This is a genomic window from Bacillus sp. IS1, from assembly GCF_032461585.1.
Classification (GTDB): Bacteria; Bacillota; Bacilli; order Bacillales; family Bacillaceae; genus Bacillus; species Bacillus velezensis.
This window is the reverse complement of the sequence record NZ_JAWCWR010000004.1, coordinates 126,547-139,174: the sequence shown is the minus strand read 5'-3', so window position 1 is coordinate 139,174 and position 12,628 is coordinate 126,547. Positions and strand designations below refer to the sequence as shown.

Genomic DNA, 12,628 nt, shown 5'->3' with positions numbered 1-12,628 from the left:
ATTCGTATGTGTACCCCTTTAGCATGACGGATCAAACGTGTAAGTGCAGTTTTCGATTGATAAAGGGAAAACAAAAAAGGAGCCCGTAAGCTCCCTTTTTTTATGACTCTCCGAGTACGTTTTCAGCCATTTTCGCTAAATGCTGGGCGCTTCCCGAAATTTCCTGCATCGTGGCAGAAATTTGTTCAACCGCCGCCGCTTGGCCGTCCGTGTTCTGGTTGATGGATTCAATTGAGTCCTCCAGCCCTTTCAGCAGGCTGTGGATTTTTTTCGTAATCTGGTCAATTTGGCCGACGTTGTCTTTTGAATGAGTGGCAAGCTTGCGGATCTCATCCGCCACCACGGAAAAGCCCTTGCCGGATTCTCCTGCTCTCGCGGCTTCAATGGCCGCATTCAAACCGAGCAGATTGCTTTGATCCGAGATGCCCTTGACAGTGACGGAAATGTCGGCGATTTCTCCCGCGCTTTCACTGACTTGTTTCGCCTGAGCGGAAATCCCGTTCATCTGTGCTGAGAAACCGCTGATGGATTCTGAGATATCCGCGATGGCCGAAGCGGTCTGCTCCACGACGGCGGACAGGCTTTCAGCGACATCATGAAGCTTGGCTGATTTTTCAAGGCTCGTGCCGAGACCGACGCCGCCGATGACTTTTCCGTTTTCATCGTGAAGCGGAATCGCTCTGGCGATCAGCGGAAATCCGAACAGCTCTTTCGGCACCATGCTTGTCTTCTTCTGATTCATGCGGATCGCGTCTGTAATGATGTCCCCTTTTTGCAGCGGGTCCCCCGGCTTTACGTTAAGAGAAAACGTTTTAGCCGGAATATTCACGATTAATTTTTCTGTATCATAAATTCCGATGGTGATGTCATCTTGGATCAGGCTGTTTAAAAAAGGCGCAACTTTGACAAAAGCGTCAAGCAGGCTGTGCGTTTGCTGCTCCGTCTGTATACTCATTTCTTTCACTCCTTCTTAATATGGGAATTGCCGTTTTTCATGCTGAACCGAAATCCATTTCAGCGTGGTGAATTCTTCAAGGCTCCATTCGCCGTTCAGCCTGCCGAGACCTGATTGCTTCTCGCCGCCGAACGCGACGTTCGGTTCATCATTAATGGTCGTATCGTTGACGTGAATCATGCCGGTTTCGATCCGCTTAGCAAACTCAACGCCGCGCTCAACGTTTGCCGTATGCACGGCTCCGCTTAAACCGAACGGTGTCGCGTTTGCGATGCTTACCGCTTCATCCTCCGTTTCAAACGGCATGATGCAGACGGCCGGTCCGAACAGCTCCTCCTTCGCGATGCTCATCTCAGGTTTCACATCTTTTAAAATGACGGGCTCAGCGACCGTTCCGCTGAATCGGCCGGACAGCACCGGAACCGCTCCCTCTTCTATCGCTTTTTCGACAGACCGTCTCAGACCTTCCGCCTGTCTCTCATTGATTAAAGGACCGATAACCGTATCAGGGTCCATCGGATCGCCGACTTTCAGCGATGACACTTTCGCTTCGTAAAGCTCTGTAAATTTGTCATATACAGATGTGTGAACGAGCACGCGGTTCGCCGACATACAGATCTGGCCTTGATGCGTAAACCGGCTGAATACGGCCGCATTGACGGCGTATTCAAGATCAGCATCCTCAAGCACGATCAGCGCGCTGTTTCCGCCAAGCTCCAACAGCGGTTTTTTAAAGTGTTTGACCGCAAGCTGTCCGATATAGCTGCCCACTCCGGTTGAGCCTGTAAATGAGATAATCCGCGGCACGGGATGCTCAACAAAGCTGTCGCCGATCTCCCCGATATCCGTCACGATAACATTCAGCAGCCCGTCCGGTACGCCGGCCGCTTCAAAAATTTTCGCGATAAGCGTTCCGCCGCAGATCGGTGTTTCTTCATGAGGCTTCAGCACGACGCCGTTCCCCGCGCCGAGTGCCGGCGCAACAGATTTCATCGAAAGGAAAAACGGGAAATTAAACGGGCTGATCACTCCCACGACTCCGGCGGGTATTCTGTACAGCCTGTTTTCTTTTCCGTCAATCGTGGACGGGAGAATTTTCCCTTCCATCCGCACCGGAAATGTTGCGGCTTCTTTTATCATATTTTTGACAAGTCCGATTTCAAACTCAGCCTTCAGCCGTGTTCCGCCAAGCTCCTCCATGATTAAGTAAATAATCGCTTCTTCGTGCTCTTCGATGAAAGAAACGGCTTTTTCCAAAATGGCCCGCTTTTTAAAAGGGTTTACTTTGTCCCATTCTTGTTTCGCAAGAGCCGCGGCGCGATATGCCGCATCCACGTCATCAGACGTCGCTTTTTGGAATGAGGTGATGACTTTTTGAGTATAAGGATTTCTGTTTTCCAATACGTTCCGGCTGCTCCCATCCCTCCATCGGCCGCCGATAAACTGCTTATTTAGTTCTTCATATTGAAACATGTAAACATCTCCCTTTCACCGAAACTTGAAATTAGTTGATGAGTCCTCTTTTGTATCGGTCTTAAGGTGAGAAAATTGAACTATTTCACAATAAAATTCCCGTTCCTTCCGTGCATCGACGCTTTTTAGCTTTGTCCTTTTAAAGTGGAAAATTCTTTAATTGACTGCGAGAAATTTCGACAATATAATACAAACGACAGTGTATATAATGATGAGAATATTATGAATTTTCAGGAGGACCCATATGTCTTTACTATTTCGGAAAAAGCCGCTGGCCGACTTAAAGGCCCAGAGCAAACAGACCAGCCTGTCCCGCTCGTTAAGCGCTTTTGACTTGGTTTTGCTCGGAATCGGCTGTGTTGTCGGCACGGGGATTTTTGTGATTACCGGGACTGTGGCCGCGACAGGCGCAGGACCGGCTTTGATTCTGTCGTTTGTGCTCGCGGGCCTTGCCTGCGCGCTCGCCGCGTTTTGTTATGCGGAATTTTCTTCATCCATTCCGATTTCAGGCAGCGTATATACGTATTCATATGTCACTCTCGGGGAGTGTCTCGCGTTTTTAATCGGATGGGACTTAATGCTTGAATATGTCATCGCGCTCGCCGCCGTCGCAACCGGCTGGTCATCCTATTTCCAGTCGCTTCTTGCAGGCTTCGGGCTGCATCTTCCGGAGGCGCTGACCGCCGCACCCGGCAGCAAAACGGGTGCCGGGTTCAACCTGCCGGCCGTTATCATTATTTTGGTCATTACCGCGATTGTTTCAAGGGGTGTGAAAGAAAGCACCCGCTTTAACAATGTCATTGTATTGATGAAAATTGCGATCATTCTGCTGTTTATCATTGTCGGTTTCGGCTACGTGAAACCGGAAAACTGGTCGCCGTTTATGCCGTTCGGAATGAAAGGCGTCATCACGAGCGCCGCGACCGTTTTCTTCGCGTATCTCGGATTTGATGCCGTGTCAAACGCGTCGGAAGAAGTGAAAAACCCGCAGAAATCAATGCCGGTCGGAATCATCGGCGCGCTCGCCATCTGCACCATCCTTTACATTACGGTATCGCTCGTCCTGACGGGAATGCTTTCGTACACCAAGCTGAATGTCGGAGATCCGGTATCTTTCGCGCTTCAATTTGTCGGCCAGAACAAGATAGCAGGCATTATTTCTGTCGGCGCGATTATCGGGATTACAACGGTCATGCTCGCTCTGCTTTACGCTCAGGTGCGCCTTACATTTGCGATGAGCAGAGACGGCCTTTTGCCACGCATGTTTTCCAAGGTTCACCCGCGTTTTAAAACACCGTTTCAAAACACATGGGTGACGGGGATCGCTGCCGCCGGGATCGCGGGTTTTATTGATCTGGGAACCTTGGCGCATCTCGTCAACATGGGAACCTTGGCGGCCTTTACGGTCATTGCGATCGCCGTCATCGTTTTAAGAAAGAAACATCCGGAGATCAAATCTTCCTTCCGTGTTCCTTTCGTGCCTGTTGTGCCGATTATCAGCGCATGCTTATGCCTGTATCTCGCAAGCAGCCTGCCGGGCGTGACATGGCTCGCCTTTGTCATCTGGATCGCCGCCGGGATCGTCGTTTATATGATGTATTCGAGAAAACACAGTTTGTTAAATAAATAAAAAGGGAGGCTCTTTTTTCTGTTTGAGAAAGAAGAGCCTTTTTTGCACTTGATAATTCATTCACCTTATGAATAATATGGTGTATGCTTCGTTTACATAAAAAGGAGGAGAATCACTTTGGCAATTGCCGCCCCGCTTAAAGAAAAACCTGTCCATCGTCCCGAGACAACCATGTATTCTATTTTGTTCATTATCGGGATTTGTCATCTGCTGAACGATTCACTGCAAGCGGTGATTCCGGCGATGTTTCCGATTTTGGAACGTTCCATGAATCTTACATTTACGCAGCTCGGAATGATCGCCTTTACGCTGAATATGGTGTCTTCCGTGATGCAGCCCGTCATCGGCTGGTATACGGATAAACGCCCGATGCCGTATGCTTTGCCGCTCGGACTCACCGCAAGCATGCTCGGCATTTTAGGTCTCGCGTTCGCCCCGTCTTTTCTGACGATTTTATGCTGTGTCTTTTTTATCGGCCTTGGCTCCGCCGTCTTTCATCCTGAAGGATCGCGTGTCGCCTACATGGCCGCCGGCGAAAAGCGCGGCTTGGCGCAATCGATTTACCAAGTCGGAGGAAATACCGGCCAGGCGATGGCGCCCTTGATTACCGCGCTGATTCTCGTTCCGCTCGGTCAATTCGGCTCTGTCTGGTTCACGCTTGTCGCCGCAATCGCTGTGCTGTTTCTCATTTATATCGCCAAATGGTATAAAGGCCGCCTTATTCATTTGCGCGCCGTAAGTAAAAAATCACCGGCCGCCGCTGTGCAGACCGTGATTACAAAACCGATTATTCTCGCCCTTATCATGATTATCTTCTTAATTTTCGCGCGCTCCTGGTATGTGAGCGCGATCGGCAACTTTTATACGTTCTATGCGATGAATGCCTATCATGTCAGCATTCAGCAGGCACAGAGCTACATCTTCGTCTTTTTATTTTTCGGAGCAGTCGGAACGTTTCTCGGCGGGCCGCTTGCAGACCGTTTCGGAAAGCGGAACGTCATCATCGTTTCGATGATAGCATCGGCTCCATTGACGATTTTTCTTCCGTTTGCGGGGCCTGTCATCGCCTATGGCGTACTGGCGCTGATTGGTGTTGTTCTGATGTCCAGCTTCTCCGTGACGGTTGTCTACGCGCAGGAGCTTGTTCCAGGCAAAATCGGAACGATGTCAGGGCTTACGGTCGGGCTCGCCTTCGGAATGGGCGCGATCGGAGCCGTTGCGCTCGGAGCTCTTATTGATTCAGCGGGATTGACGCCGACCATGACAGCCGTCGCCTTTCTGCCCGTTTTAGGTCTGCTCGCCTTTGTCCTGCCGAGCGACAAAACATTAAAAGAATGGCATTCATAAAAACAATCCCTGCCGAAAAGGCAGGGATTTTATGTTTCAACCGTATAAAAATGGGTGTCAGGAACCGCATATTTCGGAATAAACCCGTCTCTGAAATCGGGAAATGCTTTTTGAATTTCATCAATCCATTTTTTCACGTTTTTGATGTACGGCACGTAAATCATATTGACTGTCGCCTCGTCATCAATGTGATAGTACCAGCACAGATTGAATTCGTTCTCCGTGACGAGCGTAAAGCCTGAAAAATGATAAAAAATCAGCGGGGTGTCATTGACATATACAGCCCCGTCGCGCAGGCTGACGTCATATTGCTCAATATTCCACAGCGCCGCATTCGCGCCGATCGACTCCGTGACATGAACGTGTTCAAACTGCGCGGGCCACTTTTCAACATACCTTTGGTCACCGTATGTCTTTTTTTCTTCATTCATCTCCACCGTACAATAGGAGATGCAATCCTGTCTCCACTGCCAGACCGCCCGATACGCTTCCCCGGTATTCCGCGCGCCGACAAACCCGGTGTTGTACTGCCCTGTCAGCTTGTAATAAGACGCAAACCGTTCTGAATTGCGGTGATCCGTCAGAAAAAGGGAAGCATCCGGCTTTTCCGCAAACAGCTCGCCCGCATCTGAGAAGAAAAAGAGATCGGTGTCCAAGTGGGCAAAATATTCAGCTTCATCATACTCCGTCATCACATGGAACAGAAATGCCGGCTTCAGCGTCCAGCAATATTCATGAAACGTCCGGCCGCCCTTTGCTTCAAGCAGCTCCGGGTCCTCCATTTCATGGAGCTGAACCGCCGTGACATGTTCCCACGGCACCTGCTGAAGCAATTCATACGCCTTCTGGTCGACACACAGCACATACAGATGAAAATCCCGGCAATGCTCATGGAGAGAATGAATCATCGGCATCAGTTTAAAGATATGCGTTCTGGAAACAATGGTTGAAAAATGATATTTACTCACCATATCACATCCAATTTATTTAAGATCCACATGCAGTAAATCAGCAGCCAGCGCTTTGAACGCCCTTGCAAAGTGCGTGACGCCCAGCTTTTTTTCCGCTTTTGCCAAAAGCTTTCCGACCTCCGGCAGATTGAAGCTGTTCGCCGTGATCCGCGGGCTTTTCGTCTTCCAGTCCGGGTCGAGGTTGCGGTCTTTAACCGCGTGCAGCAGTTCGAGAAAAATGTGCAGCAGGCTTTCATATTTCTCATAATCAAGCAGCACTTCGATGTCTGCCATCATGCTGTTGGTTAACTCCGCGTCAAACGGGCCGTTAAACGCGAGGTGCACGTCAAGCGAATGAATGTCATTGTACTTGTCGCACATGTACGCGATGTTCGCCCTGATGTCATCAACGGAAGCGCAGTTGCTCGGATGCTCCTGATGGACGCTCATGATATCGCGCCGCAGCTGAAATCTCATTCCCGACTGATGAAGCCTGATGCCGAGATCATAATCTTCAAAGCCGTATCTGACAATGCCTTCATCAAACAGGCCGAGATCTGCCACGTGCTGTCTCTTGACTGACGAATTGTTCGTAATGAAAAAACGCCACGGCAGACGGTAGCCGTTCAAATCATCTCCATATTTTTCCAAAATGCTTTTCAGCACACGGATAAAGTCGGTATCTAAATCAAAGCATTGGTCAAGAAAACTTCCGTCTCTGATGTCACCTTCTTCAAGGAGCGGCTCTTTATCGCCCGGCAGCTCTTCATACAGTTCGGCGAGTTTTTCCTTATGCTCTTTTTCAAAACGGTCATAATAAAAGCTGTAAATCCGCTTCCAGAACATACCGCATACGACAAGATCGTCCCGGTTCTCATGAGCCTTAATATGCTTCGCCACCAAATCCTTTTCGGCAAGCATGTCGCTGTCATGGAAGATCAAAATATCGCCTCTGGCATTGCGGACCGCCTGATTCCGGCCGTAAGCGATCCCTCTGTTTTCTTTAATTCTCACAAAAATCAGCGGGAAATTCGCGCTGAATGATTCAAGCATGGATAAGGTTCCGTCTTCCGAACCGTTGTCAGCCACAATCACTTCGAACGGCTCTGTGCATTCCTGTTCATTCAGGGACAGCAGGCTGTTATAAAGCCTCTCCTTGGAATTATATGCGGGAACAATGACGCTTGCCTTCACTTTTCGTTCACTTCCTGTATATGATCATTTATTTGTTATCATCCTCAGATGCAAAGCCGCTGAACTCCGGGCAGACGGCGCTGACCGTCCCGATCACCCGCTTCAGAATGTCCTGGTAAAGCTGATGGACAAACGGCAGGTCGGTCCGGTCCGTCTCATGAATCTGCCGAATGTCGCCGGCTGTGACGATCCGGTATCCGCTGAAATGATAGAAAATCAGCGGACTTCCGTCTTCGAGCACAAGACGCCCGTCCTTCCATGAAAACGTGTGGCGGCCGTAATTCCAATGGCCGATATTCACGCCGGGCGTGGTGATGTCACACACGTTCGGGAACAGGCCGGACATGTAATCCAAGTAGCCTTGATCTCCGAATTTTCCTTCGCCCGGCGCATTTTTGCATTCCTCAAGGCAGCGTTCTTTCCACCATCTGAGACAATCTGTGCCGGCACTGTCGGTTTTGAAGCTGAGAAAACCGGAATTATACCGGCCTAAAAGACGCTGCAGCATGTCGATTTCCTGTTTTTCAAATGAGGGAATGACGATATCGCCCCGTGACAGAAGCACCGAACAATCCGGCTGATTGTCAAAAATCGCGCGCGGATCAGCGAAGAAAAACAAATCGGCATCAATGTACGTGACACGCTCTAATTCCGGATGTCCGTCCAGCACGAATTCGAGAAATACCGGCTTCACCGTCCAGCAGTATTCGCTCTGATCCCTCGTCCGCTTCAGTTCAAGGAGCTCCTCATTTTCCAGTGCGGACACCTGAATCAAGGTGACATTATCCGGCCGCATTGCCTGAAGCACGTCATAGGTGTCTTGATCCATACACAAAGTAAAAATGGGGGCGTCCGCCTGAACCGCTTTCAATGAGCCGAACAAAGCGATGGCCTGATACAGCCTTCCTTTTGATAAAACTGTGCAATATGCGCTTGTCACGTCTTTCTCTCACCTCTGTTTCTGTTACTTTTGAAAAAAGGCTTTATACCATTCGATCGTTTTTTCCAATCCTTCATCAATGGTATGCGCGGGCGTCCAATTCAGAAGCTTCCTCGCCTTTTCCGCCGATAAATATTGGTGCTTGATTTCATGGCTTCCCTGGTTGAGCACTTTCGGCTTGAGGTCACTGTCCATGGCCTTAAGAATTTTTTCTACAAGCTCCAGCACCGTCAGCTGAATCTCATTGCTGAAGTTGAACGCTTCTCCCGCAAGATTGAGCTCCTCCATCTTTTCCGCCAGCAAAAGGTATGCCTCGACCGCATCCTCGATGTAAAAATAATCACGGATAAATGTGCCGTCGCTGCGGATTTCCGGCGCTTCACCGTTCAGCACGAGCTGAATCGTCTGCGGAATAATCCGGTTGAAGTTCAAATCTCCGCCGCCGTACAAGTTGCCGCAGCGCGTAATACAGACCGGAAGTCCGTACGTATTAAAATATGTGTGGCTTAACAAATCGGCACAGCTTTTTGATACGTCATACGGATGTTTGCCCTGAAGAGGCATGTTTTCATCGTACGGCAGTGTCGGCTGGTCGCCGTACGCTTTATCACTGGACGCGACGATCACCCGCTTGATGAGCGGATGCCTGCGGCACGCTTCAAGGATGTTCCATGTGCCGAGAATATTGGCTTCAAATGTGGAAATCGGATTGCGGTTTGCGACGCCGACGATCGCCTGAGCGGCTAAATGAAAGACCGTGTCAATTTCATATTCGCCCAGCGCCCGCTCAATCACATCCAGATCCTCAAGCGCGCCCTGCACGATATTCATTTGCTTCACTTGTTCTCCCTGATACAGGTTCGACTTGGGCACAGTGTCACGGACAAGTCCCGTCACATTGGCCCCCTGATCGATCAGTTCCTTCACCAAGCAGCTTCCTAAAAGACCTGTACATCCCGTCACAAACACATTTTTATTTTTCCAGAAACTCAAACTTGATCACCATACCTTCCATACATGTTGTCCCCGGTCCCACATCTTGTTGATTTCCAGCAGGTTTTTATACGTATCGATCGCCGTCCAGAAACCGTAATGCCGGTATACCGCCAATTCGCCGTCCTTCGCCAGCTCCTTCAGCGGTTCTTCTTCAAACATGACGTCCCTGTCTTTCGGCAGATAATCAAATACCTTCGGGCTGAGCACGAAAAATCCGCCGTTGATGATGCCTTCACTTGAGGTTTTTTCAGAAAAGCTTTTCGCCATACCGTCTTCAACCGTCAGCGTTCCGAATTGCGAGGTCTTTTCTATACCGGTGACGGTTGCCGCAGCCCCTTTTGATTGATGATAGCTGATCAGATGAAACAGGTTGATGTTGGCCAGTCCGTCCCCGTACGTCATAAGAAAGGTTTCATCACCGATGATGTCCTTCGCCTGTAAAAGCCGCCCCGCTGTCTGCGTGTGTTCCCCCGTGTCTAAAAAAGTGATTTTCCACGGCTCGGATTTTCCCAATATCCGCACTTCTCCGGTAGAGCTGTCCAGCGTCATGCTGTGATTCTTCCAGTCATAATCTAAGAAATATTCCTTAATCATCTCTCCTTTGAAACCAAGAAGCAGGATAAATTCGTTCACGCCATAGTATTGATAGAGTTTCATAATATGCCATAGAATCGGTTTGCCGCCTATCATGGCGAGCGGTTTGGGACGTTCATTGGTGATTTCGCTCATTCTCGTTCCTTTTCCGCCGCAGAGAATGACTGCTTTCATCTCTACCCCTCTTCTCTGTGAATATTGGATTCGAAACCGCCCGTATAAGAGAAACCAACCCGATAATTTGTCCGATTCTCTATCACCGGTTTCAAAATCTACTGTAAGATATGAGAGATTGGCGCCCTTTGTGACCAAAAGCTCTCTCTTTTTTCAGATTGGTGAAGATACACACAAAAAAAGAGCCTTACGGAAATTCCGTAAGGCTCTTTCTATTATTTATTATCCTGATTCAGCTTTTCTTTGCCGTAATGATATTTAGACGGATCAACCGGCGTAAAGTCGCTCAATTTGTGGAATCTGAGCAGGTCTTTGTACATCACGCTGTCAGACAGCTTCAGCTGCTCTGTGACTCTGGCTTTCAGGTTTTTCGTTTCCTGATTGCCTTTCAGTTCTTTTCCTGTCTTCGTATCGTATACGACATTGGAGATGGAAGTATATTTCGGCGTGACGTAATCTCCGTTACGGAACGCCACCGTATCATCATGGTCTTTCGAGAAGAGATCGGTGCCGAAATTAATATATTTCCTAGAATCGATGCCTTCCAAGTGAAGGATCGTCGGCACAACGTCCATTTCACCGCCGTACGTATGGTTCACCCCGCCTTTTTTGCCGGGGATGCGAATCATAAGCGGCACACGCTGATTCTGCGCGTTTTGATAAGGCGTAATTTCTTTGCCGAGAATTTCTTTCATCGCGCGGTTATGGTTTTCAGAGATTCCGTAGTGGTCTCCGTAAAGCATAATCACCGAGTTGTCATATAAACCGGATGACTTCAGATCTTTAAAGAACTGTTCAAGCGCCTCGTCGAGATAACGCGCCGTCTGGAAATAGTCATCCACAGTCGCGTCGCCCGTTTTCGCTTTTTCGATCGTTGCGTCTTTTTCATCAAGCGTAAACGGATAATGGTTCGTCAGCGTGAGCAAATGCGCATAGAACGGCTGTTTCAGCGATTGAAGCTTCGGAATGGATTCTTTGAAGAATGGTTTATCCTTCAGCCCCAAATTGACAAGGTTGTCATCAGACATATCGTATGTGCTGGCGTCAAAGAATTTATCGTAGCCGATATGTTTGTATATCTGGTCACGGTTCCAGAATGATTTGTAGTCACCGTGTAAAACGGCGCTTGTATAGCCCTCACTTTGGTTAAGGATGGCAGGAAGCGATTGATACGTGTTTTCCCCTTTTGTCACGAAGGCTGACCCTTCAGGCAGTCCGAACAGGCTGTTATCCATCATCAGCTCGGCGTCAGATGTTTTACCTTGGCCCGTTTGGTGGAAAAAGTTATCAAAGTACGTCATGTCCTCTCCGCCGCGGGCGAGTTTATTCAGGAACGGCGTGACTTCTTTTCCGTCAAGTTTGTAGTTGATCAAAAACGTTTGGAAACTTTCCAAGTGAATCTTAATAATGTTTTTGCCTTTGGCCTTGCCGAAATACTCGGCGTTCGGCTTCGCATAATGCGAGGATGTGTAGTTTTCAACGCTCGTCAGGTCATCGCTGCTGGCATATGCCCGCTGTGATTCCGTCTGCGCCGTCTGCACGCCGTCATAAATCGTGTAATTATAAAGGCCTAAGTATTTTACAATGTAATTGCGGTCAAACGTTCTTGTCAGCAGCTCCGGGCGGTCCTCTTCGGCAATCGCCAGGTTCACGAAGAACAAAACAATACCCGTCACGATAATTAATGACGTATACCGTTTTTTCAACTTGAATTCCTTCAGCTCACGTCTCCACACCAGAAGCGCGATTAAAATAATAATATCAACAAAGTATAAAATATCATGGCCGGACATAATGCTGAAGATGCCGTCTCCCATATTTCCGACATTACCGGACTGCTTTAAGTTAGGGAATGTCAAGAAATCATCGAAGAATCGATAGAATAGGATATTTGCATACAAAATAAACGTCATGATGAAATCAATAATCACCATGATAATCGCTGATTTGCGGCCTTTCGCAAACAATGCCAGTCCTAAAAAGAAAATGGCGCTTGAGAACGGATTGATCACAAGCAGAAACTGCTGCGTCGGACCCTTCACCCCAAGGTTGAATTCAGCATGATAGGCTAAATACGTTTTGGCCCAAAACAAAATAATAGCCAGTACAAAAAAACTAAGTCTGTAAGAAAATAATTTCTTCATGGCAACCTCTACTTTCCTAAACACTTTAAATCTGTATTCTTACTTTTTGCTTCAATTCCTGCTTTCCGAGCAAAACGAAAGCATCACACAGCCCCATAAACACACCATTTTAAAAAACGATATATTTATCATTCGTGTCATGCCCATTGAACATCTTATCCCGCCAGCCATTAGACGCAGGATATCCGTTCTTCGTTTCACATTTTTTCTGGCATTAAAAGGTACCGTATT

At 48.4% G+C, this 12,628-nt stretch carries 10 protein-coding genes; 2 read left to right on the top strand and 8 right to left on the bottom strand.

Features of this window, described 5'->3' with window-relative positions; translation table 11 throughout:
• Positions 1-100 precede the first annotated feature (100 nt).
• The gene (locus RUW00_RS23045; protein ID WP_370530951.1) at positions 101-505 is read right to left on the bottom strand and encodes a methyl-accepting chemotaxis protein; all 405 of its coding nucleotides are present in this window, start codon (positions 503-505) and stop codon (positions 101-103) included.
• Between the two features lie 465 nt (positions 506-970).
• Positions 971-2,428, bottom strand: a complete 1,458-nt coding sequence (gene yfmT, locus RUW00_RS16030) for a benzaldehyde dehydrogenase (RefSeq protein WP_007408954.1) — start codon at positions 2,426-2,428, stop codon at positions 971-973.
• Positions 2,429-2,672: 244 nt separating this feature from the next.
• On the opposite strand from yfmT, the gene bcaP reads away from it, so the two are divergent.
• Together bcaP and RUW00_RS16020 are read left to right on the top strand one after the other, a co-directional pair.
• Positions 2,673-4,058, top strand: a complete 1,386-nt coding sequence (gene bcaP, locus RUW00_RS16025) for a branched-chain amino acid transporter BcaP (RefSeq protein WP_021495147.1) — start codon at positions 2,673-2,675, stop codon at positions 4,056-4,058.
• Positions 4,059-4,175: 117 nt separating this feature from the next.
• Positions 4,176-5,405, top strand: coding sequence for an MFS transporter (locus tag RUW00_RS16020; RefSeq protein ID WP_014417154.1), 1,230 nt, complete (start codon positions 4,176-4,178; stop codon positions 5,403-5,405).
• Positions 5,406-5,434: 29 nt separating this feature from the next.
• On the opposite strand, the gene RUW00_RS16015 is transcribed toward RUW00_RS16020, so the two are convergent.
• The 6 genes from RUW00_RS16015 to ltaS form a co-directional block, all read right to left on the bottom strand.
• Positions 5,435-6,373, bottom strand: a complete 939-nt coding sequence (locus RUW00_RS16015) for a putative nucleotide-diphospho-sugar transferase (RefSeq protein ID WP_014417153.1) — start codon at positions 6,371-6,373, stop codon at positions 5,435-5,437.
• A 15-nt stretch (positions 6,374-6,388) separates the two neighbouring features.
• Entirely contained in the window at positions 6,389-7,549 is a 1,161-nt protein-coding gene (locus RUW00_RS16010) for a glycosyltransferase family 2 protein (protein ID WP_014417152.1), read from the bottom strand.
• Between the two features lie 28 nt (positions 7,550-7,577).
• Complete coding sequence (locus RUW00_RS16005; protein ID WP_014417151.1) at positions 7,578-8,489, bottom strand: putative nucleotide-diphospho-sugar transferase; 912 nt, start codon at positions 8,487-8,489, stop codon at positions 7,578-7,580.
• Between the two features lie 24 nt (positions 8,490-8,513).
• A complete protein-coding gene (locus RUW00_RS16000; protein WP_012117042.1) occupies positions 8,514-9,482 on the bottom strand; it encodes a GDP-mannose 4,6-dehydratase in 969 nt (322 codons plus the stop codon).
• Between the two features lie 6 nt (positions 9,483-9,488).
• Positions 9,489-10,253 (bottom strand): glucose-1-phosphate cytidylyltransferase, encoded by a 765-nt coding sequence (rfbF, locus tag RUW00_RS15995; RefSeq protein ID WP_014417150.1) that lies wholly within the window; start codon positions 10,251-10,253, stop codon positions 9,489-9,491.
• 215 nt (positions 10,254-10,468) lie between these two features.
• Positions 10,469-12,397, bottom strand: a complete 1,929-nt coding sequence (ltaS, locus tag RUW00_RS15990) for a lipoteichoic acid synthase (protein WP_014417149.1) — start codon at positions 12,395-12,397, stop codon at positions 10,469-10,471.
• Positions 12,398-12,628 lie beyond the last annotated feature (231 nt).

What these genes read in the sequence shown, in the direction of transcription:
- ltaS (WP_014417149.1), bottom strand. Translation starts at nt 12,397, where the DNA reads ATGAAGAAATTATTTTCTTACAGACTTAGTTTTTTTGTACTGGCTATT.
- bcaP (WP_021495147.1), top strand. Translation starts at nt 2,673, where the DNA reads ATGTCTTTACTATTTCGGAAAAAGCCGCTGGCCGACTTAAAGGCCCAG.
- yfmT (WP_007408954.1), bottom strand. Translation starts at nt 2,428, where the DNA reads ATGTTTCAATATGAAGAACTAAATAAGCAGTTTATCGGCGGCCGATGG.
- RUW00_RS23045 (WP_370530951.1), bottom strand. Translation starts at nt 505, where the DNA reads ATGAACGGGATTTCCGCTCAGGCGAAACAAGTCAGTGAAAGCGCGGGA.
- rfbF (WP_014417150.1), bottom strand. Translation starts at nt 10,253, where the DNA reads ATGAAAGCAGTCATTCTCTGCGGCGGAAAAGGAACGAGAATGAGCGAA.